Genomic DNA, 21,977 nt, shown 5'->3' with positions numbered 1-21,977 from the left:
ACGTCGTGACACCGTTCCAGACCCGGCCCCGCCCGGCGCCCATCGCTCCCGTCCACGGGACGGAGGCCGACGCCGTGGACACCACAGGGCCTCAGGCCGGTGACGACATGACCGTCGAGGTGGCCCTGGCCGTCATGGCCGGTGCCCGTACCGAAGCCCTGCGGCTCTGCGACGAGGACGGCCTGTGCACCGGTTTCGTCACCCTGGCCCGGCTCACCGCCGTCCGTGACAGCCCCTCGTACACGGACCGGGTCCGGCTGCGTGACATCCTTGGTGACCACGGACCGTTCGCCCCACCCGCCGACAGGACGGCCGCGCACGCCACGCTCCACCACCGGCTCCCCGCACCCCCGTCCGTCGTGGACGGACAGGGCGGCGCCCAAGGCATCCTTGTCCTCGCCCGCTGAACCGGCTCAGCACCGCGGAACCTTCACCCTCCAGACCTTGTGAGGCACCATGCGTTGTGTCATCGCCCGCTTCCCCTTCGATCTCACCAAGAACAGCGTCCTGGACGCCATGAAGGACGTGAAGCCCGAAGAAGTGACCGGGGAGTCCGTGATCATCGGGCGCCGTGTCTACCCCGCCAAGCAGGTCGGTGAGGTCATCACCCGTCAGGACCGCCGCGATTTCAGCGCCGCCGAGGTCATCAGGGCGATGACCAAGCTCGGGTTCACCTGCCGCGACCTTCCCGGGACCGCCGAGCCCACCCAGCCGGTGGCCCCGCTCCAGCACGCCTCGAACCTGCTCGGCGGCCCGGCGGAGGTCTGACGCGTCCGGCCGTGCGCCACGGAAGAACGAGCTGACGCCCGAACCGCCAGAAGGGCCCGACCCGGTACACACCGGTCGGGCCCTTCTGACGTACCGGGGGGTCGTCAGTGGTCGGAGTAGCGGAGGTCCCCCACCGTCCAGGCGCTGATGTCCTCCAGGGCCACCCGGTACATTCCGCCGGTCTCCGGGATGCCCACCGTGCCCTGGAGGATGCGGGCGAGGTGGAAGTGCAGATGGGTGGGCGACCCGGCCTTCCGTTCGGAGGGACTGAAGGCGCAGGAGAACTCTCCCAGGCGGTCCGAGTCCGTCAGGACCTCCGACACGCGCTGTCTCCACAGGGCTTCCGGGGCCAGTCGGCCGGTGAGGACCACGCCTCCGGCGACCACCGTCAGGGACATCTGATTGCTCCGCCCCGACTCCACCGTGGTGGCGATCTCAACGAGCAGTTCGTCAGGCTTCGACATGGAAGCCGATTCTAGGCGCGCACCCCGGGTTCCCCCAGCGGGCCCCCCAGGCCGGCCGCTGTCCCGGCCGACCGCTCCCCCGGGCGGGCGCCCCCGCTTGCCGGAGGGTTCCGGGCCGTTCAGCGTGGAGGGGTCGGGCGAGCGCCGGGAGGGCGGATGAGCGACTCCGGGCCGGGGCGCGCCCCGGCCGACGAACTGCACGGGTTCCTGCGGGAACTGACCCGGTTCATGCTGCGCTTCAGCGGCGAGGGCGCCGAGGGAGTGGACCGGGTCGTCCGGGGGCTGGCCCGGACGTACGGCGGCCGGGCCGAGACCGTCCTCGTCGCGGACGGCGCGGTGCTCTCCGTGACGGTGGGGGAGGGCGGGGCGGGGGCCGGGGGGATCGACAGGACGGGCGGGGTCAGTGGGGCTGGTGGGGTCGGTCAGGCTGGTGGGGTGAGTGGGGTCGGTCGAACCAGTGGGCTCGACGGGGTTGGCATGGTCAGTGGGGCCGGTGGGACCAGTGGGACCGGTGGGCCCAGTGAGATCGGTGGGACCGGGGCTGGCGAGGGGCGGGCCGCCGGAGAGCGGGTCGGCGCGGACGAGACCGCCCGGGAACGGGCCGTACGGAAGCGGATCGACGGAGGGCAGGCCGCCCAGGAACGGACCGATGGAGAACAGACGGAGAGGGCGTCCGGAAGCGGACCTCAGGCCGCCCGGGAACAGACCGGCGGAGAACAGGCCGTCCGGGAACGGACCGGCGGAGAGCAGGCCGCCCAGGAACGGACCGGCGGGGAGCGGACCCTCACCTCCGTCGTCTCCGCCTTTCCCGATCTTCCCCGGCTCGACCGGGCCTTCGCCCTCAAGGCGTTCGTCGAGCGGCTGCGGGAGGAGCGGCCCCCGTTGGGCGAGGCGATGGCCGGGCTGCGGCGGATCGAGGCGATGCCGGGCCGCGTACCGCCGTGGGCGCGGCTCCTCGGGATCGTGCTCTTCGCCCTCGGCTTCGCGCCCGCCGTCCAGCCCACCTGGTACGAGATCGGCAGCACCGCCCTCCTGGCGGGCCTCGTGGCGGTCCTCACGGTCCTGTCCGAGACGCGGCCCCGGCTCGCCCGGGTGCTTCCGCTGCTGGCCGCGACCCTGGTCTCGCTGGTGACCCTGGGGCTGCTCCAGCCGGGGCACGCGCACGGCGGGCCGGTGCTGATCATGCTGCCCGCGCTGTTCTTCTTCGTCCCCGGCGACCTGCTGAGCGCCGCCGCGGCCGAACTGGTCGGTGGTTTCCTCTCGACGGGTGCCGTCCGGCTGGTCTACGCCCTGGTGCTGCTGCTCCAGCTGTACGTGGGCGTGCTGCTCGGGGTGGCCGTCACGGGCACCCCGACCGGGGCGCTCTTCGACACCGCGCAGGACGCGGACCTGTCCCGCTGGGTGGTCGTCGGGAGCTGGGCGGTCTTCACGGCGGGGCTCGTCCTCGCCTTCGGGGTGCCGTGGCGGGCGGCGGGCTGGGTGACGGCCCTGGTCTTCCTGACGCTGGGCGCGCAGGCGGCGGTCACGGCCCTGATCGGCGAGGTCGGCGGGACGTTCGTGGCGGCGGTGGCACTCGCGGCGACGGCGGACCTGCTCTCCCGGCCGCCCGGCAGGCCGCCCCGGCTCGTCCTCTTCCTCGGCGGTTTCTTCACGCTCACCGCCGGGTCGCTCGGGCTGCGGGCGCTCACCTCGCTCTCGGGCGGGCACGTGCTGCACGGCTTCCACGACCTCATGGACTTCGTCACGGTCGTGATGACGATCGCGGTCGGGCTGCTCGCGGGTGCGGCGCTCGTCCCGAGCCGGGCCGAGCGGGAGTTCCGGGACGTCTCCTGAGGGCTCCCGGCCGTCCTTCTAACGCGGCGGTGTTCCCGGGTCGTCCGGGGCGGGTCCGGGGTCCGGGGCGGAGTCCGGTGCGGGGCCGGGGCCCGGCTCCCGGTCCGCACCCGGCTCCCGGTCCGGTGCCGGGCCGGGCTCGGACGCCGACGCCGACGCCGGGCCCGGCTGCGGGCCCGACGACACCGACGCCGGGCCCGGCTCCGGCTCCCGGTCCGGTTCCGCCAGGAACGCGGTCACCGCGAGGGCGAAGAGGAGGGCGAGGGCGAGGCCCAGGACGACCCAGCCGGTGGGGTGGGGCCAGAAGACGCAGGCCGCGGCCGCCGCCGCGACGAGCAGCCAGGTGATCCAGGCGCGGTGACGGCGGACGAAGGGCCCCACCGGGCCGGTGCGCAGTCCCGCGCGGTCGGCGAAGGAGCGGGTGGCGGAGACGCCCGCGCCCCCCAGTCCCCGGAGGAGGACGGCCGGGCGGCTCGGGCCGGAGAGCCAGGCCGCGAGGGCGATCAGGACGCCCAGGGACGCGAACACCCGCACCGAGGTGCGGAGGTAGCGGACCAGGGTGTCGTAGACGGCGCCCGCCGCCGCCGGGGAGGCCCCGTTCGGAAGGGCGTTGAGGTAGACCGTACGGAAGACGGTGAGCGCCGCCCCGAGGACGAGGGCCGCGAGGGCGACGCCGAGGGCCGCCGCCACCAGGGTGCGGCGCCTGCGGACCGCGAGGAGCACGCCCCCGGCGACCAGCAGCACCGCGATCACCGGCAGCCAGAAGCCCATCGCCTGGAGCAGGGCGAAGAGGGTCTTGACCTTCCCGATGTCGTCGGCCTGGAGGACGGTGAAGTCGGTGTGGATCTCGGGGATCTTCCCGGCGACGGTGAGACCGGAGTCGACGAGACGGGCCTTGACCTGGTCGATCACCGGTGCCAGGTCGATGGTGACCTTGTCCGTGCCGATCTTCACGGCGCCGTTGTCGTCGCCGGTCAGGGCCCGGTCGAGGGAGGTGTGGACGGCCCGGTTGGCATCGGTCCAGACGGTCTCGAAGGCCGGGGACGCGACGACGTCCCGCGCCCGGTCGTGGACGAAGCTGCGGACGGCGCTCTCCAGCGAGCCGCCGAGCTTGCCGAGCGCCTTCTCGACCAGGGGCCGCTGGTCGGGGGCGACGCCTTCGAGGAGGGAGGCCAGGTCGATGTGGTCCATGACGGCGCCGGTCACCCGGTCGGCGACGGCCGCCTGGACGGCGGGGTCGGAGGCGAGCGGGGCGACCGTCCGCACGTACCGGTCGGTGTCGCCGACGATGTCGGAGGTCCAGGAGGCGACGAGTCCGAGGGGGACGAGGACGCAGCCGAGGACGACGAGCAGGGCGGCGAAGAACGACCGGACGCGGTGGTGGGACGGCCGCGCGGTCCCCCCGTCCCCCTCCAGGGCGGACACCCTGGCGCGGAGGGCGGCCAGTTCGTCACCGGCGTCGGCACCGTCGTCCACGGCGGCCATGGCATCCACTCCTCGGACCCGATTCATGACAAGTCAGGGCAATTCTCCGTACCGGTGGCGTTCCTGTCGCTCCGGGCGGGGCATCGGAGGACCGGAGGAAGGGCCTTACCCGCCCGGTGCCCGGTGCGCGATCATGCGGGCATGAAGCTGCGCTGCGCCGTACTCGACGACCACCAGGGCGTCGCCCTGACCTCCGCCGACTGGGGGCCGCTCGCGGACCGGGTCGAGGTGCGGGTGCTGCGGGAGCACCTGGCCGACCGGGACGCGCTGGTCGCCGCCGTCGCGGACTGCGAGGTCCTCGTCGTCATGCGGGAGCGGACCCCGCTCGACGCGGCGCTCCTGGAGCGGCTCCCCCGGCTCCGGCTCGTCGTCACCTCCGGGATGCGGAACGCCTCCGTGGACGTGGCCGCCGCCCGCGCGCGCGGGATCACCGTCTGCGGCACCGCCAGCAGCTCCGAGCCGCCCGCCGAGCTGACCTGGGCGCTGCTCCTGGGGCTCGCCCGGCACGTTCCGGCGGAGGCCGGGGCGCTGCGCGGGGGCGGGCCCTGGCAGTCGACCGTCGGCGCCGATCTGGCGGGCCGGACCCTGGGGCTCGTGGGGCTCGGCAAGATCGGCTCCCGGGTGGCGAGGGTCGGTCTGGCCTTCGGCATGGACGTACGGGCGTGGAGCCCGAACCTGACGGCGGAGCGGGCCGCCGAGCACGGTGCGGGGTACGTGGGGGACCGGCGGGAGCTGTTCGCGGGCGCCGACTTCGTCTCGCTGCACCTGGTGCTGTCGGAGCGGACGCGCGGGCTGGTCGGGGAGCCGGAACTGCGGGCGATGCGCCCGCACGCGTACCTCGTGAACACCTCGCGGGCGGGGCTCGTGGACGGTGGGGTGCTGCTGCGGGCGCTGCGGGAGGGGTGGATCGCGGGGGCGGGCCTCGACGTCTTCGAGACGGAGCCGCTGCCGCTGGACGATCCCCTGCGCTCCCTGCCGAACGTGCTCGCGCTGCCGCACCTGGGCTATGTGACGGAGGGGAACTACGGACGGTACTTCGGCCAGGCGGTGGAGGACATCGAGGCGTTCCTGGCGGGGACGCCGGTACGGGAACTGGCCTGAGGACGGGGGAGGTGGCGCCGGTACGGGCAGGGGTACGCGGCCCGTACGGGTCCGGCCCCGGACCCTACCGGCACCGGCACCGGGGCGGGCCGCCCGTGCGCCGGGCGCGGTCCGCCCGCGCCCGTACGGCGCCGAAGGGAGCCGCGAGCCCCTCCCGTACGGCCTCGGAGACCGGGCCGTACGGTCGGGAGGGCCGGGGCCGGAACCCGGGCGGGGAGAGACTCCCGCACCCGGGCGGGCCGCCCGGCCCCATGCCGCGCCGAAGACCGGGCGGGAGCCCGTGGCCCGCCGTAGGGCTTCGGGGACCGGAGCCGTACGACCTCGGAAGCCGGGCCGGGACACCCGTACGGGAAGAGGCCGTGCGGGGGGCCCGGAGACGAGCCCCCTCCGCATCGGGGGCAGGGGCGTGCGAGGCCGGCCGTCCCCCGGGCGTCAGTCCAGGCTCGTGCGGGCCAGTTCCAGGAACTCCTCGGCCGTCAGGCCGAGCCCCCGGGCGTCGGCCGCCGCCTCTCGGAGGCGGGAGACGAGCCGGGCGCGGTCGGGGGCGGTGGCGCCGGGGACGATGACGGCCCCCCTGCCCCGGCGCAGTTCGATCAGGCCCTCCTCGCGCAGCCGCTGGTAGCCGCGCAGGACGGTGTGGACGTTGACTCCGAGGGAGTCGGCGAGTTCCCGGGCGGCCGGGAGCCGCTCGCCGGGCGCGGCGGAGCCGTCGGCGAGGGCGCCCCGGACACAGGCGGCGATCTGGTCGCCGAGGGGCGCGGCGGAGGCCGGGTCGACACGGAAGAGCACGGTCAGACCTTCCCATGGCGCTCGGCGAGCGTGTTGAGGAGGGCGGCGGCGGTGCCCGCGTCGGGGACGGTGACCGCGAACTCCCGGCCGCTGTCCCGCCGTACGACCAGGGCTTCGCCGGTGCGGACGATCACGCCGGTGCGGTGGGCCCGGACGCGGTAGCCCCAGCCGCCGAACTCGCTCAGGACGGCGGCCGTGTCGAGCGTGCGGAAGGTCGCCCCGGCGACCTCGTCGAGCGGGATGCGGACGCGCGGCCGGGCGAACAGCGCGGACCGCACGGTGAGGCCGCGCCGGTCGACACTGACCCGGACGCGGGCGAGGGCGAGGCCCGGCAGGCCGATGAGGGGGCCGAGCAGTCCGAGGAGGGCGCCGGGCCAGGGGGCGAAGAGCAGGACGAAGGGGGTCGCGGCCAGGGCGAGCGCCGCGAGGACGGTCAGCGTGCGGGAGGCGGTGGCGCGGGACCAGCCCGCGATCTCGCTCGCGCCGAGCGGCAGCCGGGGCGCGTCGGGGCCGACGGCGGCCCCGGTCGGGGCGGCCCGGGGGACGGTCCGGGTCAGTGCCAGGCCGACGAGCCCGAGGAGGGCGGAGACGGCCAGGGCGAGCAGCGGGTCGGCGGGGGAGAACTCGACGAGGGCGGGGTCGGCGGCGTCCAGGTTGTCCCGGACGAGCAGGACGAGGAGCGCGCCGGTGAAGCCCGCGGTGGCCCAGGCGCCCCAGAGGGAACCGCGCTGGACGAGGGCGGTCCAGCCCGCGCCGAGCACGAGGAGCAGGGCGGTGCCGCCGAGGGCGAAGGCGGTGCGGCCGGTGAAGCCGTCGGCTCGGCCGCCGTCGACGCCGAAGTGGGTGGCGAGGGTGTCGGGGAGCCGGTCCCAGCGGAGGGCGAGGAGCAGCAGGTAGCCGGTGAGGGCGAGGACGTGGGGCAGGGCGGCGAGGACGCGGAGCCGGAGCGCGGCGCGATGCATGAGACCTCCTTTGTTCGCACCAGGATAGAACAAGTTGTTCGTACTTCGCTAGAACAAGGCGATCGGTTGTCGAGACGCCCGCCCGCACGCGCGGGAATCCGCGTACGCCGACATCGCGCGGGGCATCGTCTGGGCCGCGCGGCACGGCGCCGACGTCGTCGACCTCTCGCTCGGCGGGTCCGGTCCGATGGCCCGGCGCCTCAAGGGCGGCGTCCTCAACAGCGCCATCGCCCTCGCCCACGGAGAGGGTGCGCTCGTGGTGGCCGCCGCGGGCAACGACTCCACCGCGCTCCGGCCCTACGAGGTCGACGCCCCGGTCCTGGTGGTCGACGCGGCCGACCGGGACGGGCGGCCCGCGTCCTTCACCGGCTTCGGCGCGCGCGACGCCCTCGCCGCCCCCGGCGTCGACTTCCTCTCCACCCTCCCCCCGTACCCGACGAAGGAGACCCCGAAGAACACCTCGGGGTACGGGGAGCTCTCCGGCACGTCGATGGCCGCGCCGTACGTCTCCGCCGTGGCGGCCCTGCCGCACCACCAGGGCCTCGGTCCCGACGCGCTCGCGGCGACGGTCCGCGACACGGCGGCGAACCCGGGGCGGCTCCCGGAACTGGGCCTCGGGAACGTCGACGCGGCGGCCGCCGTGAAGGCAGCCGCCGCGCACCAGAAGTAGACCGGCACCCGTGACCCGGCAGCGGTCGGCCGGGTTCCGGGCGTCCGGGCCCGTGGGTCAGGCGCCCGTGGGTCAGGCGCCCGTGGGTCAGGCGCCCGCGAGCGAGGCGCGCAGGGCTTCGGCGAACTCCGCCGGGGCGCCCTGCTGCCCGAACTCGCCGCCCAGGAAGCCGCCGTGGTGGCTGGGGTAGACGGAGAGCGGGGTGCCGACGCCCTCGGCGATCGCCACCGCGGCGCGCGCGGCGAAGGTGCCCTCGGACTCCTTGCCCGCGGCGACGACGATCCGGGTCGACGCGGCCCGCAGGGCGGGGAAGTCGGGGAGGTAGGAGGTGCAGCCCCGCATGTTCTGGCCGAGCAGCGGGTCGTCGCGGGAGCCGTCGTCCCCGGCGGGCAGGCCGAAGGCGTCGGGGGAGGGCGCGGGCTCCTCGGCCCAGTTCGCCGGGATGGGGCCCGTGAGGCTGGTCAGCGCGATGAACTGGGCCATCGCGGCGCCCCAGCCCTCCCGCTGGTAGGTGGCGTGGACGGCCGCGCAGCTCGCGAGGGCGGCCTCGCGGTCCGGGACGACCTGGGCGCTCGGCGGCTCGTGGGCGACGAGGGTGTGGACCAGGTCGGCGCGCCCGGCGACCAGGGCGAGGGAGTTGATGGCGCCGCCGCTGCTCGCGAAGATGTCGACCGGTCCGGCGTCGAGCGCCTCGATCAGCCGGACCAGGTCGTCGGCGTGCTCGCCGGGAAGGTTCTCGGCGGCTCCGTCGGTCCGCTCGCTGCGGCCCGCCCCGCGCGGGTCGTACGTCACGACGGTGCGGTCGGTGAAGTACGAGGCGAGGCTGACGAATCCGCTCGCGTCCATGGGGGAACCGATCAGCAGCAGGGGCCGCGGGTCGGTCCCGGTGCCGGGCCGGACGTCGTAGCGCAGGGTCGCGCCGACGGTCTCCAGGATGCGGGTGTCGGTCTCGGCCATGGTGTTCTCCTCGGTGGTGAGCCAGTCATAGGGGTAGACGTCCGGGCCGGGCCGCACTCATCGCTCTCCGGCGTGATTTCTTTTCGAAGTTCTCGATTCCTTCGCACTCCCGATCCCTTCGCACTCCCGAACGAGACGCAACGTCTTGCGAAGGGTGCGCCCATGGCGTATGTTCTCCATCGAGCGAGACGGACCGTCTCGTCTCGTCTCATTGATTCTCGTCGTCGATCCTCCGGAGGCCGCCCTTGTTCCGTGTCCTACTCACCGAGGTCAGCAGGCACCACCACCGTCCCGACGGCGGGCACCGGGCCGTGTTCGAGCGGGTCTCGCTGGCGCTGCGGCCCGGCGAACGGCTCGGTGTCGTCGGGGACAACGGGGCCGGGAAGTCCACCCTGCTCCGGCTGCTCGCGGGGCTCGAAGCCCCCGACGCGGGGACCGTCACCGTCGACGTCCCCGGGGGAGTCGGGCATCTCGCCCAGACCCGGGACCTGCCCCCGGACGCCACCGTCGGTGACGCCGTCGACCACGCCCTCGCGGACGTACGGGAGCTGGAGCGGGCGATCCGCGCCGCCGAGACGGCGCTCGCCGGGACCGGCGACCTCGCCGGATACGCCGGGCTGCTCGCCGCGTACGAGGCCAGGGGCGGCGCCGGGGCCGACCGGCGGGTCGAGACCGTGCTGCGCCGCCTCGGCGGGGACGGCCCGCTCGACCGCGCCCGGCCGCTCGCCGCGCTCTCCGGCGGACAGCGCTCCCGGCTCGCGCTCGCCGCCGTCCTCGCCGCCGGACCCGAACTGCTGCTGCTCGACGAACCCACCAACGACCTCGACGACCGGTCCGTGGCCTGGCTGGAGGAGCGGCTGCGCGCCCACCGGGGCACGGTCGTCGCCGTCTCCCACGACCGGACCTTCCTCGACCGGGTCACCACCGGCGTCCTGGAGGTGGACGAGGACCGCGGGACCGTGCGCCGGTACGGCGACGGCTACCCCGGCTATCTCGCCGGACGCGCCGCCGAACGGGCCCGCAGACAGCGGGAGCACGAGGAGTGGAAGCGGGAACTGGCCCGCCACCGGGCCCTCGCCGACACCCACACCGACCGTTTCTCCGCGATCCCCCGCAAGGCCCCGGCCGCCTTCAGCGGGGCGGGCGCCTTCCGGGCCCGGTCACGGGCGCACGGCGCCATGAGCCGCATCCGGGCCGCCGGGGAACGGCTCGCCCGGCTCACCGCAGCGCCCGTGCCCGCGCCGCCGCCCCCGCTGGCGTTCCGCGCCGAACTCACCGGCGGGGGCGCGCCCGTGGACCTCGCCGGAGTACGGATCGAGGGGCGGCTGCGGCTCGACGCCCTCCGTCTGGAGCCGGGCGAGCGGCTCCTGGTGACCGGTCCGAACGGCGCCGGGAAGAGCACTCTGCTGAAGCTCCTCGCGGGCGAACTCGCCCCCGACGAGGGCACGGTGGACACGGCGACGGAGGACGGACCCGCGCGGGTCGGGCTGCTCCGGCAGGAGACGGACCCGCCCACCGATCCCCGTACGGTGGGCGAGTCCTTCGGGGAGGACCGTACGGACGCACTGCTCGCCCTCGGCCTGTTCTCCGCCCGCGACCTGACGACCCCGGTCCGGGACCTGTCCACCGGGCAGCGCCGGAAGCTGGAACTGGCCCGGCTCGTCACCGGACCCGTCGACCTGCTCCTCCTCGACGAGCCGACCAACCATCTGGCCCCGGCGCTCGTGGAGGAGCTGGAGGCCGCGCTCGTCCCCTACCGGGGCACGCTGGTCGTCGTCAGCCACGACCGGCGGCTGCGGGCGGGCTTCCGGGGCCGGGTCCTCGAACTGGCCCCGGCGACGGCCCCGTTGCCCGTCTAGACCGGGGCCGGCAGGCCCCGCCCGGCACCGTCGGCTACGCGTCGGACGCGCCCTCCAGGTCGCCCTCCGTCTCCAGGAAGACCTGGCGCAGGGCGGCCAGGGTCTGCGCGTCCGGCTTCTCCCACATGCCGCGCGACTCGGCTTCGAGGAGGCGCTCCGCGATGCCGTGCAGGGCCCACGGGTTGGCCTCCTTCAGGAAGGCCTGGTTCGTCGGGTCGAGGACGTACTCCTGGGCGAGCTTGTCGTACATCCAGTCCGCGACCACGCCCGTCGTGGCGTCGTACCCGAAGAGGTAGTCGACGGTCGCCGCCAGCTCGAACGCGCCCTTGTAGCCGTGGCGGCGCATCGCCTCGATCCAGCGCGGGTTGACCACCCGCGCCCGGAACACCCGGGACGTCTCCTCGACGAGCGTGCGGGTGCGGACCGTCTCCGGGCGGGTCGAGTCCCCGATGTACGCCTCCGGGGCGGTGCCCTTGAGCGCGCGGACGGTCGCCACCATGCCGCCGTGGTACTGGAAGTAGTCGTCGGAGTCCGCGATGTCGTGCTCACGGGTGTCCGTGTTCTTCGCGGCCACCGCGATCCGCTTGTACGCGGTCTCCATCTCGGCCCGCGCCGGGCGCCCTTCGAGACCGCGCCCGTACGCGTACCCGCCCCACACCGTGTACACCTCGGCGAGGTCGGCGTCCGTGCGCCAGTCGCGGGAGTCGATCAGCTGGAGGATGCCCGCGCCGTACGTGCCCGGCCGGGAGCCGAAGATACGGGTGGTGGCGCGCCGCTCGTCGCCGTGCTCCGCGAGGTCGGCCTGGGTGTGCGCCCGGACGTGGTTGTCCTCGGCGGACTCGCCCTCAAGACCCGCGACCAGCCGTACGGCGTCGTCGAGGAGCCCGATGACGTGCGGGAACGCGTCCCGGAAGAAGCCGGAGATGCGCAGGGTGACATCGACGCGGGGGCGGCCCAGCTCGGCCAGCGGGATCGGTTCGAGACCGTTCACCCGGCGGGACGCCTCGTCCCACAGGGGCCGGACGCCCAGCAGGGCCAGCGCCTCGGCCACGTCGTCGCCCGAGGTGCGCATCGCGCTCGTGCCCCACAGGGAGAGGCCCACCGAGGTCGGCCAGGAGCCGTTGTCGGTGCGGTAGCGCTCCAGGAGCGAGTCCGCGAGCGCCTGCCCGGTCTCCCAGGCCAGCCGGGACGGTACGGCCTTCGGGTCGACCGAGTAGAAGTTGCGGCCGGTCGGCAGGACGTTGACCAGACCGCGCAGCGGCGAACCGGAGGGACCGGCCGGGACGAAGCCGCCGTCCAGGGCGTGCACGGCGTGCGTGAGTTCGTCGGTGGTGGCGGCGAGCCTCGGCACGACCTGCTCACAGGCGAACCGCAGCACCGCGTGCACCTCGGGGCCGTACGCGGCGGCCACCGGGGCGACCGCGTCCACGGACCAGTCCGCCGCCTCCATCGCCTCGACCAGCTCGCGGGCCTTCGCCTCCGCCTCGTCGGCGGTGGTCCGGGTCGCGGCCGACTCGTCCAGGCCCAGCGCCTCCCGCAGACCGGGCAGCGCCTGCGTACCGCCCCAGATCTGCCGGGCCCGCAGGATGGACAGGACCAGGTTGACCCGGGCCTCACCGGCCGGGGCGCCGCCCAGGACGTGCAGACCGTCCCGGATCTGGGCGTCCTTGACCTCGCACAGCCAGCCGTCGACGTGCAGCAGGAAGTCGTCGAAGCCGTCGTCCCCCGGACGCTCCTCCAGACCGAGGTCGTGGTCGAGCCGGGCCGCCTGGATCAGCGTCCAGATCTGGGCGCGGATCGCGGGCAGCTTCGCCGGGTCCATGGAGGAGATCTGCGCGTACTCGTCGAGGAGCTGCTCCAGGCGCGCGATGTCGCCGTAGGAGTCGGCGCGGGCCATCGGCGGCACCAGGTGGTCGACGAGCGTGGCGTGGGCGCGCCGCTTGGCCTGGGTGCCCTCGCCGGGGTCGTTGACGAGGAACGGGTAGACCAGCGGCAGGTCCCCGAGGGCCGCGTCGGGGCCGCAGGCGGCGGACAGGCCCGCGTTCTTGCCGGGCAGCCACTCCAGGTTGCCGTGCTTGCCCAGGTGGACCATGGCGTCGGCGCCGAAGCCGCCGTCGTCCGCGCGGGCCGCGATCCACCGGTACGCCGCCAGGTAGTGGTGCGACGGCGGCAGGTCCGGGTCGTGGTAGATCGCGATCGGGTTCTCGCCGAAGCCGCGCGGCGGCTGGATCAGGACCAGGAGGTTCCCGCGCCGCAGCGCGGCGAGGACGATGTCGCCCTCCGGGTTCCGGGAGCGGTCGAGGAACATCTCGCCGGGGGCGGGCCCCCAGTGCTCCTCGACGCGCTCGCGCAGCCCGGCGGGGAGCTCCGCGTACCACCGCCGGTAGTCGGCGGCCGGGATGCGGACCGGGTTCTTCGCCAGTTGCTCCTCGGTCAGCCAGTCCTGGTCGTGGCCGCCCGCCTCGATGAGGGCGTAGATCAGCTCGTCGCCGTCGCCGGAGACCAGACCGGGCAGCTCGTCGGCGGGCCCGAAGTCGTACCCCTCGGCGATCAGCCGGCGCAGCAGGGAGACGGCGGAGGCGGGGGTGTCGAGGCCGACCGCGTTGCCGATGCGGGAGTGCTTCGTCGGGTACGCGGAGAGGACGAGCGCCAGCCTCTTGTCGGCGTTCGGGATGTGCCGCAGGCGGGCGTGCCGCACGGCGGTCCCGGCGACCCGGGCCGCCCGCTCGGGGTCGGCGACGTACGCGGGCAGCCCGTCCTCGTCGATCTCCTTGAAGGAGAACGGGACGGTGATGAGCCGCCCGTCGAACTCGGGGACGGCGACCTGGCTCGCCGCGTCCAGCGGCGACAGGCCCTCGTCGCTCTCCTCCCACGCGGCCCGCGAGGAGGTCAGGCAGAGCGCCTGGAGGATCGGCACGTCGAGCCCGGCCAGCGCGCCCGCGTCCCAGGCCTCCTCGTCGCCGCCCGCCTGCGCCTCGGCGGGCTTGGTGCCGCCCGCCGCGAGGACCGTGGTGACGATCGCGTCGGCGGCGCGCAGCCGGTCGAGCAGCTCCGGCTCGGGGGCCCGCAGGGACGCCACGTACAGCGGGAGGGCCTGGGCGCCCGCGTCCTCGACCGCCGCGCACAGGGCCTCGACGAAGCCGGTGTTCCCGCTCATGTGGTGGGCGCGGTAGTAGAGCACGGCGACGGTCGGGCCGTCCGTCGTGCGGGCGGTCCGCTCCAGCGGGCCCCAGGTGGGGGCGGCGGCCGGGGACTCGAAGCCGTGGCCGGTGAGCAGGACGGTGTCGGAGAGGAAGCGGGCCAGCTGTTCCAGGTTCGCCGGGCCGCCGTGCGCGAGATAGGCGTGGGCCTCGGTGGCGACGCCGACGGGGACGGTGGACGCCTCCATCAGCTGGGCGTCGGGGGCCTGTTCGCCGCTGAGGACGACCACCGGCAGTCCGGCGGCGCGGACCGCGTCCAGGCCCTCCTGCCAGGAGCGGAGCCCGCCCAGGAGACGGACGACGACGAGGTCGGTGCCGTCCAGGAGGCCGGGCAGATCGGCCAGGGGGAGCCGGGCGGGGTTGGCGAAGCGGTACTCCACCGGTCCGCCGGCCGCGCGGGCACTGAGCAGGTCGGTGTCGGAGTGCGACAGCAGCAGGAGCATGGCTACGCAGGCCTTCCTCGGGGTGGTCCGCGCCCCGGGTGGTCGTGTGGACGGCGGGAGTTCCTGGCTCACCTGCCCGGTGGTGCCGGACCGGCTCACAGTGGCGGGACCGCGCCGGAATCGCACCGGGCTTCCTCCCCGGGGTCCTGGGACCCCATGCCGTCTGCATAGTAGAACGTGCCGTCGGCGGGCCGGGGCCGCCGTCGCAGTCGTCCGGATCACACCCGCGAGCCGTCCGGTCCCCCGTCGGTATGCTCGCCGCCATGCCGCCCACCCCGCTCCCGCCGTCCGCGCCCCGCACCCGGGACCGCGGCGACGCGTGCCCGGGAGCGCTGCGCCCGCACTCCGCCGACGACGGCGGGCTCGCCCGACTCCGGCTTCCCGGAGGCCGTCTGACCGCCCCTCAGGTGGAGGTCCTGGCGGCGGCGGCGGAGGAGCTGGGCGACGGACGGATCAGTGTCACCTCGCGCGGCAACGCGGAACTGCGCGGCCTCCCGGACGACTGCGGGGCCGCGCTCGCCGACCGGCTCGCCCCGGCGGGCCTGCTGCCCTCCCCCCGGCACGAACGCGTCCGCAACATCGTCGCCTCGCCCACCGCGGGACTCGACGGACTCGGCCACGGCGACGCGCAGTTGTGGGCCCGCGCGCTGGACGGCGCCCTGTGCGCCGAGCCCCGGGCGGCGGCGCTCTCGGGCCGGTTCCTGTTCGTCCTGGACGACGGGCGCGGGGACGTCGCCGGACTCGGCGGCGATGTGACCTTGGTCGCAGCGCCCGGCGGCACCGCCCTGCTGCGGCTGGGCCCGCTGGCCTTCAGAACCGGGGCCGCCGACGCCGTCCCGGCGGCCCTGGCCGCCGCCCTCGCCTTCCTCGACGCCGCCGACGCCGCCGGGACCGGGGCCTGGCGCCCCCGGGAACTGCCCGGGGCGCACGTACCGGACTGGGCCGGGGCACTGGCCCGCGCCGGGATCGCGGCCGAGCCCGTCTCCGTACCCCCGCCGCCGGTGTCACCGCCGCCCCCGCCGGGCGAACTGCCCGGCGGCACCCCGCACGTCCTCGCCCCGCTGGGCAGGCTGACCGCCGCCCAGCTGCGGGCCCTGCTGCCCGCCGACGAGGTCCGGCTCACGCCCTGGCGCGGAGCGGTCGTCGTCGGCGCGGGCCCCGGCAGGCTGCCCGCGCTCGCCGCGCACGGCCTGATCACCCGGCCCGACGCGCCCGGCACCGGCGTCACCGTCTGCACCGGGCGGCCCGGCTGCGCCAAGTCCCTCGCCGATGTGCGGGCCGACGCGCTCGCCGCGCCCCCGGGCCCGCTGCCGGTGCACTACTCCGGCTGCGCGCGCCGCTGCGGGCACCCCCACGGCGCCCGTACCGAAGTCGTCGCCACCGGTGACGACGGCTACCTGGTGGACGACGTCCCCACCCCCCGCGCCGCCCTGTCCGAGGCGGTCGCGGCGGCCCGCAACCCGGCGACCCACACGAGATGAGCGAGAGCACCACGATGTTCGACTACGAGAAGGACGGGGCGGAGATCTACCGCCGGTCCTTTGCCACGATCCGCGCCGAGGCGGACCTCTCGGGCCTGCCCGCCGACATCGCCCAGGTCGCGGTCCGCATGATCCACGCCTGCGGGATGACCGACCTCGTCCAGGACATCGCGTACTCCCCCGGCGTCGTCACCCGGGCCCGCGCCGCGCTGCGCGCCGGGGCGCCGATCCTCTGCGACGCCCAGATGGTCGCCAGCGGCGTCACCCGCAAGCGGCTGCCCGCCGACAACGAGGTGATCTGCGCGCTCTCCGACCCGGCCGTGCCGGGCCTCGCCGCCGAACTGGGCACCACCCGCTCCGCCGCCGCCCTCGAACTGTGGCGGGACCGCCTCGAAGGCTCCGTCGTCGCCATCGGCAACGCGCCCACCGCCCTCTTCCACCTCCTGGAGATGGTCGCGAAGGGCGGGCCCCGGCCCGCCGCCGTCCTCGGCATACCCGTCGGCTTCATCGGCGCCGCCGAGTCCAAGGACGCCCTCGCCGCCCAGGACCTCGGCCTCGAATACCTCGTCGTCCGGGGCAGGCGCGGCGGCAGCGCCATGACGGCCGCCGCCCTCAACGCCCTCGCCCACGAAGCGGAGATCCAGGCATGAGCACCGCACCGCGCACCCCGGGCAGGCTGTACGGGGTCGGGCTGGGGCCCGGCGACCCGGAGCTGATGACGCTGGCCGCCGTGAGGGCCATCGGGGACGCCGACGTCGTCGCCTACCACTCGGCCCGCCACGGCCGGTCCATCGCCCGCTCCATCGCCGCCGCGCACCTGCGCGAGGACCACGTCGAGGAGCGGCTGATGTACCCGCTCACCGTGGAGACCACCGACCACCCCGGCGGCTACCGGGGCGCCCTGGACGACTTCTACGAGGAGGCCGCCGCCCGGCTCGCCGCCCACCTCGACGCGGGCCGCACCGTCGCCGTGCTCGCCGAGGGCGACCCCCTCTTCTACGGCTCCTACCAGCACATGCACAAGCGGCTCGCGGACCGCTACGACACCACCGTCATCCCCGGCGTCACCTCGGTCAGCGCCGCCGCCGCCCGGCTCGGCGAGCCGCTGTGCGAGGCCGAGGAAGTCCTCACGATCATCCCCGGCACCCTCCCCGAGGACGAGCTGACGGCCCGGCTCGCGGGCACCGACTCGGCGGTCGTGATGAAGCTCGGCCGCACCTTCCCCACCGTCCGGCGGGCCCTGGAGCGGGCCGGACGGCTCGACGACGCCCGGTACGTGGAGCGCGCCTTCATGCCCGGCGAGCGCACCGGCGACCTCGCCGACGTCGACCCCGGCACCGTCCCCTACTTCTCGGTGGCCGTCCTGCCCTCCCGGGTCGACGCCGTGCCCCCCGTACGGGACCGGGGCGAGGTCGTCGTCGTCGGCACCGGCCCCGCCGGAGCGCCCTGGCTCACCCCCGAGTCGCGCGGCGCCCTCGTCAACGCCGACGTCCTCGTCGGCTACACCACCTACCTGGCCCGGGTGCCGGTGCTGCGCCCCGGGCAGATCCGGCACGGCTCCGACAACAAGGCCGAGTCCGAGCGCGCCGAGTTCGCCCTCGACCTGGCCCGCCGGGGCCACCGGGTCGCGGTCGTCTCCGGCGGCGACCCGGGCGTCTTCGCGATGGCCACCGCCGTCCTGGAGGTCGCCTGCGAACCGGCCTACGCCGACGTGCCCGTACGGGTCCTCCCGGGGGTGACAGCCGCCAACGCGGCCGCCGCCGCCGCGGGCGCGCCCCTCGGCCACGACTACGCGACGATCTCCCTGTCGGACCGGCTCAAGCCCTGGGAGGTCATCGAGGCGCGGCTGCGCGCCGCCGCGGAGGCCGACCTGGTCATCGCCCTCTACAACCCGGGCTCGAAGTCCCGTACGCACCAGGTGGCCGCCGCCCGCGAACTGCTGCTGGCGCTGCGCGCCCCGGAGACCCCGGTGGTCGTCGCCCGGGACGTCGGCGGGCCGGAGCAGTCGGTGCGGGTGGTGACCCTGGAGACCCTGGAGCCGTCCGAGGTCGACATGCGGACCCTGCTCCTGATCGGCTCCTCGCAGACCCGCGCGGTGGAACGCGCGGACGGCCGCACGATCGCCTGGACTCCCCGCCGGTACGGGTGACATCCCGGGCGCTCCCCCACCGGACCGGGGGAGCGCCCGGACCGGGCCTCCGCAGAGGCCCGGGAAGGCGTCCCGGACCGGACCGGGAAGGCGTCCCGGCGCTCAAACCCCTGTCGCCTCAAGGGAAAGGGACGGTAAAGTCGCGGGGCGACGGCGGTGGACCGGCCCCACCCGCACCGCCCGTCGACTTCCCCCCGCGCCATCTGTCTCCCGTAGGTCCGGAAAGGGCCCCTTCTTCGTGATGACTCGTCACCGGCTGAGCGCACTGGCCACCTCGGCCGCCCTCGCCGCGTCCGGCGGCCTGCTCGCCGCCGCCCCGGCCACCGCCGCCGTCAGCTGCGCGTCCCCCGTGTGGACGGCGCAGTACTACGCCAACCCCACCTTCAGCGGCGCCCCGAAGCTGACCGCCTGCGACAGCGCGATCGCCGAGAACTACGGCCTCGGCGACCCCGCGGGCGTCACCCTGCCCAAGGACAACTTCTCCGTCCGCTGGTCGCTCACCCGCGACTTCGGCTCCGGCGGCCCGTTCACCTTCACCGCCGAGGCGCAGGACGGCATCCGCGTCTACCTCGACGGCGTCCGCAGGACCGATCTGTGGCGGAACGTCTCCACCACCCAGAAGAAGGCCGTCGCCGTCACCGTCCCGGCCGGACGGCACACGATCCGCGTGGACTACGCCCACTGGACCGGCGCCGCCAACGTCAGGTTCGGCTACACCCCGAACACCTCGGCGACGGTCGACCGGGTCAGGCCGCTCGCACCGGCAGGCGCGTCCGCCGCCTACGACCGGACCCTCAACCGGGTCACCCTGAAGTGGGCGGCCAACAAGGAGATGGACCACGCCGGTTACCGCCTCTACCGGCGGGCCGCCACCACCACGGTGTGGACCAGGGTCAGCAGCCCCACCACCCTGATCACCGCCACCTCGTACGTCAACTCCCCGCCCGCCACCGGGGAGAAGTTCCTCTACGAGCTGCGGGCCGTCGACCGGGCGGGCAACGAGTCCCCGGGCGGCGCCGACCTCACCGTCACCACCGTCGACCGCACCGCCCCCGCCGCCCCGGCCGGGCTCACCGCGGCCGACGCGCGCGGCGGCGTCACCCTCGGCTGGCGGCCCGTCGCGGGCGCCACCCGCTACACCGTGCACCGGCGCGCGGGCACCGACCCGGCGGCCCCCGTCGTCCAGGTCGCCACCGGGCTCACCGCCCCCTCGTGGACCGACACCGCCGTCACCGAGAAGACCGGCTACGGCTACTGGGTGTCGGCCGTCGACGCCGCCGGGAACACCTCCGGCCGCACCGCCGTCAGCACCGTCCACGGCGACTTCGCCCCGGGCGCGCCCACCGGGCTGACCGCCGAGTACGCCGACCCCGCCCGCGCCGCCTTCCTGGAGTGGTCCGCGCCCGCCGACCGGGACGTGGCCTCCTACCGGGTCTACCGCGACGGCGTCCTGTGGAACACCGTCACCGCCCGGACCTCCACCGACCGCTCGGCCCGCTACGGCTCGACGTACCGGTACACGGTGACCGCCGTCGACACGGCGGGCCACGAGTCGGCCCCCTCGGCGCCGTTCACCCTCACCACCCCGGGCGACCTGGTCGCCCCGGCGCCCGTCGCCGGACTCAAGGGCGTCGCCCGCGAGGACGGGGTGTTCCTGGAGTGGGCGGCGAGCACCGAGCCCGACCTGGACCACTACGAGCTGCTCAAGGCCGAGTTCTGGCCCGACGACGAGGAGCCGGGCGGCGGCGTCTGGGTCTACCGGCGCGTCGAGTACTTCCCCGCGGACGCCACCTCGCACCTCTACGGCTCGGTCCAGGACGGCGACACGTACCGCTTCGCCGTCGTCGCCGTCGACAAGTGGGACAACTCCCTCGCGGTCACCGACCTCGACCGGGTGTCGTGGGTCGAGATCACCGAGCCGGGCGCCCCCGCCGGGGGCTGAGCCTCAGCCCCGCACCACCCAGGCGGCGGCCTCCTCGGGGGTCGCCGCCACCGGTACGTCCGCCGGGACCGGGGGACGTACGACGACCACGACCGGCAGGCCCGCCTCGCGGGCCGCCGCCAGTTTCGGGGCGGTCGCCGCGCCCCCGCTGTCCTTGGTGACCAGGACGTCGATCCGGTGCCGGGCCAGCAGCTCCCGCTCGCCGTCCAGGGTGAAGGGCCCCCGGTCGAGGAGGACCTCGGTACGGGCCGGGACGGGCCCTTCGGGGGCGTCCACCGAGCGGACCAGGAACCACTGCGGCAGCCCCGCGAAGGCCGCCAGGCCCATCCGGCCGGTGGTCAGGAACACCCGCTCCCCGAGGCCGCCGAGCGCCCCTGCCGCCGCCTCCAGGGACGGCACGGACGTCCAGCGGTCCCCGGCGGCCGGGACCCAGCCGGGCCTGCGCAGCGCCAGCAGGGGAACATGGGCGGTGGCGGCCGCACGGGCCGCGTTGAAGCTGATCCGCCCGGCGAAGGGATGCGTGGCGTCGATGACCGCGTCCACGGCGTGCCCGCCGATCCACTCGGCGAGCCCGTCCGCCCCGCCGAAGCCGCCGATCCTGACCTCGCCCTCGGGCAGCCGGGGCCGGGCCACCCGCCCGGCGAGCGAACTGGTCACCCGCAGCCCGGGGCGGGCGTGCAGCAGCCCGGCGAGGGCGCGGGCCTCGGTGGTGCCCCCGAGAATGAGTACGTGCACAGGAGCCCCTTCGTGATGTCAGGCGGCGGGCGTGAGGCCCAACTCAAGCACACCGGTCTGCGGCCCGGCTGGACGACCGGTGCCTGTGCGACGGCGGCGACGACGGCCGCGTACACGGCGCTGCTGACCGGCGACTTCCCCGACCCGGTGACGGTGACGCTGCCGAAGGGGCAGCGGCCGTCGTTCGCGCTGACGGCCGAGTCCCGCACGGGCGGTACGGCGACGGCGGCGGTGACGAAGGACGCGGGCGACGACCCGGACGTGACGCACGGGGCGGTGGTCCGGTCGACGGTACGGCTCCTTCCGCCGGGCTCCGGGGTGGTCTTCCGGGCGGGCGAGGGCGTCGGCACGGTGACCCTGCCGGGCCTTCCCCTGGAGGTCGGCGAACCGGCGATCAACCCGGTGCCCCGGCAGCTCATGCGGGAGCACGTGGCGGCGGTCGCGGCGGCGCACGGCGGGACCGGGGACGTCGAGATCACGATCTCGGTGGACCACGGGGCGGAGATCGCCCGGTCCACCTGGAACCCCCGGCTCGGCATCCTCGGCGGTCTGTCGATCCTCGGCACGACGGGGGTCGTGGTCCCGTACTCGTGCTCGGCGTGGATCGACTCGATCCGCCGGGGCGTGGACGTGGCCCGCGCGGGCGGGCTGCGCCATGTGGCGGGCTGCACGGGTTCGACGTCGGAGCGGACCGTGCGGGAGCTGTACGACCTGCCGGACATCGCCCTGCTCGACATGGGCGACTTCGCGGGCGCGGTCCTGAAGTACGTCCGCCGCCATCCGGTGGACCGGCTCACGGTCTGCGGCGGCTTCGCGAAGCTGTCCAAGCTGGCGGCGGGCCATCTGGACCTGCACTCGGCCCGCTCGCAGGTCGACAAGGGCTTCCTGGCGGAGCTGGCGCGGGCGGGCGGCGCGCCGGAGTCCCTGGCGGCGGAGGTGGCCGCCGCGAACACGGGCCTGGCGGCGCTGCGGCTCTGCGAGGCGGCCGGGGTCCCGCTGGGCGACCTGGTGGCGGCCCGCGCCCGCGACGAGGCCCTGGCGGTGCTGCGGGGCGCGCCGGTGACGGTGGACGTGGTCTGCGTCGACCGCGCGGGGGCGGTGGTGGGGCGGGCGGGCCCGGCGGGACCGGGGGCGTAGGA

At 75.4% G+C, this 21,977-nt stretch carries 18 protein-coding genes and 1 riboswitch; of the genes, 11 read left to right on the top strand and 7 right to left on the bottom strand.

Annotation, left to right across the window (positions count from 1 at the left end; all coding sequences use genetic code 11):
• Positions 1 to 5 precede the first annotated feature (5 nt).
• Positions 6 to 407 carry a hypothetical protein gene (locus ACIO92_RS11600; RefSeq protein WP_402280001.1) on the top strand — a complete coding sequence of 134 codons (402 nt, stop codon included), beginning with the start codon at positions 6 to 8 and terminating at the stop codon, positions 405 to 407.
• A gap of 49 nt (positions 408 to 456) precedes the next feature.
• Entirely contained in the window at positions 457 to 768 is a 312-nt protein-coding gene (locus ACIO92_RS11595) for an SCO5918 family protein (protein ID WP_366443460.1), read from the top strand.
• A 104-nt stretch (positions 769 to 872) separates the two neighbouring features.
• Here the strand turns inward: ACIO92_RS11595 and ACIO92_RS11590 are convergent, their stop codons facing one another.
• Positions 873 to 1,232 (bottom strand): hypothetical protein, encoded by a 360-nt coding sequence (locus tag ACIO92_RS11590; protein WP_366443461.1) that lies wholly within the window; start codon positions 1,230 to 1,232, stop codon positions 873 to 875.
• Between the two features lie 156 nt (positions 1,233 to 1,388).
• Here ACIO92_RS11590 and ACIO92_RS11585 point away from each other — a divergent pair, with 156 nt between their 5' ends.
• A complete protein-coding gene (locus ACIO92_RS11585) occupies positions 1,389 to 3,065 on the top strand; it encodes a threonine/serine exporter ThrE family protein (protein WP_402280004.1) in 1,677 nt (558 codons plus the stop codon).
• Between the two features lie 18 nt (positions 3,066 to 3,083).
• Here ACIO92_RS11585 and ACIO92_RS11580 read toward each other — a convergent pair whose 3' ends face one another.
• Positions 3,084 to 4,550 carry a hypothetical protein gene (locus tag ACIO92_RS11580; RefSeq protein ID WP_402280006.1) on the bottom strand — a complete coding sequence of 489 codons (1,467 nt, stop codon included), beginning with the start codon at positions 4,548 to 4,550 and terminating at the stop codon, positions 3,084 to 3,086.
• 141 nt (positions 4,551 to 4,691) lie between these two features.
• Here ACIO92_RS11580 and ACIO92_RS11575 point away from each other — a divergent pair, with 141 nt between their 5' ends.
• The gene (locus tag ACIO92_RS11575; protein ID WP_402280008.1) at positions 4,692 to 5,651 is read left to right on the top strand and encodes a D-2-hydroxyacid dehydrogenase family protein; all 960 of its coding nucleotides are present in this window, start codon (positions 4,692 to 4,694) and stop codon (positions 5,649 to 5,651) included.
• A gap of 432 nt (positions 5,652 to 6,083) precedes the next feature.
• Here ACIO92_RS11575 and ACIO92_RS11570 read toward each other — a convergent pair whose 3' ends face one another.
• Together ACIO92_RS11570 and ACIO92_RS11565 are read right to left on the bottom strand one after the other, a co-directional pair.
• The gene (locus tag ACIO92_RS11570) at positions 6,084 to 6,440 is read right to left on the bottom strand and encodes a GntR family transcriptional regulator (protein ID WP_351783554.1); all 357 of its coding nucleotides are present in this window, start codon (positions 6,438 to 6,440) and stop codon (positions 6,084 to 6,086) included.
• Positions 6,441 to 6,442: 2 nt separating this feature from the next.
• Entirely contained in the window at positions 6,443 to 7,402 is a 960-nt protein-coding gene (locus tag ACIO92_RS11565) for a DUF1648 domain-containing protein (protein WP_366443465.1), read from the bottom strand.
• Positions 7,403 to 7,463: 61 nt separating this feature from the next.
• On the opposite strand from ACIO92_RS11565, the gene ACIO92_RS11560 reads away from it, so the two are divergent.
• Positions 7,464 to 8,072 (top strand): S8 family serine peptidase, encoded by a 609-nt coding sequence (locus ACIO92_RS11560; RefSeq protein ID WP_402280351.1) that lies wholly within the window; start codon positions 7,464 to 7,466, stop codon positions 8,070 to 8,072.
• A gap of 87 nt (positions 8,073 to 8,159) precedes the next feature.
• Here ACIO92_RS11560 and ACIO92_RS11555 read toward each other — a convergent pair whose 3' ends face one another.
• On the bottom strand, positions 8,160 to 9,029 hold the full coding sequence (locus tag ACIO92_RS11555; RefSeq protein ID WP_401235481.1) for an alpha/beta fold hydrolase: 870 nt from the start codon (positions 9,027 to 9,029) through the stop codon (positions 8,160 to 8,162).
• Positions 9,030 to 9,340: 311 nt separating this feature from the next.
• Between ACIO92_RS11555 and ACIO92_RS11550 the strand changes: the two genes are divergently transcribed.
• Positions 9,341 to 10,888 (top strand): ABC-F family ATP-binding cassette domain-containing protein, encoded by a 1,548-nt coding sequence (locus tag ACIO92_RS11550; RefSeq protein ID WP_401235483.1) that lies wholly within the window; start codon positions 9,341 to 9,343, stop codon positions 10,886 to 10,888.
• 34 nt (positions 10,889 to 10,922) lie between these two features.
• Here ACIO92_RS11550 and cobN read toward each other — a convergent pair whose 3' ends face one another.
• Positions 10,923 to 14,531 carry a cobaltochelatase subunit CobN gene (gene cobN, locus ACIO92_RS11545; RefSeq protein WP_402054731.1) on the bottom strand — a complete coding sequence of 1,203 codons (3,609 nt, stop codon included), beginning with the start codon at positions 14,529 to 14,531 and terminating at the stop codon, positions 10,923 to 10,925.
• Between the two features lie 34 nt (positions 14,532 to 14,565).
• A riboswitch (cobalamin riboswitch) is annotated at positions 14,566 to 14,710 on the bottom strand.
• Between the two features lie 72 nt (positions 14,711 to 14,782).
• Here cobN and ACIO92_RS11540 point away from each other — a divergent pair.
• From ACIO92_RS11540 to ACIO92_RS11525, 4 genes are all read left to right on the top strand, one after another.
• Positions 14,783 to 16,012, top strand: a complete 1,230-nt coding sequence (locus tag ACIO92_RS11540) for a cobalamin biosynthesis protein CobG (protein ID WP_402280011.1) — start codon at positions 14,783 to 14,785, stop codon at positions 16,010 to 16,012.
• Positions 16,009 to 16,662: a precorrin-8X methylmutase gene (locus ACIO92_RS11535; protein WP_351783534.1), complete on the top strand. Its 654-nt coding sequence runs from the start codon at positions 16,009 to 16,011 to the stop codon at positions 16,660 to 16,662. The genes ACIO92_RS11540 and ACIO92_RS11535 overlap by 4 nt, the downstream gene beginning before the upstream one ends.
• On the top strand, positions 16,659 to 18,161 hold the full coding sequence (locus tag ACIO92_RS11530; protein WP_366443469.1) for a precorrin-2 C(20)-methyltransferase: 1,503 nt from the start codon (positions 16,659 to 16,661) through the stop codon (positions 18,159 to 18,161). Before ACIO92_RS11535 ends, ACIO92_RS11530 begins: the two co-directional genes overlap by 4 nt.
• 241 nt (positions 18,162 to 18,402) lie before the next feature.
• Positions 18,403 to 20,103 carry a PA14 domain-containing protein gene (locus ACIO92_RS11525; protein ID WP_402280354.1) on the top strand — a complete coding sequence of 567 codons (1,701 nt, stop codon included), beginning with the start codon at positions 18,403 to 18,405 and terminating at the stop codon, positions 20,101 to 20,103.
• 3 nt (positions 20,104 to 20,106) lie between these two features.
• On the opposite strand, the gene ACIO92_RS11520 is transcribed toward ACIO92_RS11525, so the two are convergent.
• Positions 20,107 to 20,838, bottom strand: coding sequence for a cobalt-precorrin-6A reductase (locus ACIO92_RS11520; RefSeq protein WP_402280014.1), 732 nt, complete (start codon positions 20,836 to 20,838; stop codon positions 20,107 to 20,109).
• Positions 20,839 to 20,853: 15 nt separating this feature from the next.
• Here ACIO92_RS11520 and ACIO92_RS11515 point away from each other — a divergent pair, with 15 nt between their 5' ends.
• On the top strand, positions 20,854 to 21,975 hold the full coding sequence (locus ACIO92_RS11515) for a cobalt-precorrin-5B (C(1))-methyltransferase (protein ID WP_402280356.1): 1,122 nt from the start codon (positions 20,854 to 20,856) through the stop codon (positions 21,973 to 21,975).
• Positions 21,976 to 21,977 lie beyond the last annotated feature (2 nt).

This window comes from Streptomyces sp. NPDC087215, from assembly GCF_044744885.1.
GTDB lineage: Bacteria > Actinomycetota > Actinomycetes > Streptomycetales > Streptomycetaceae > Streptomyces.
This window is presented reverse-complemented; position numbering and strand designations above follow the sequence as displayed.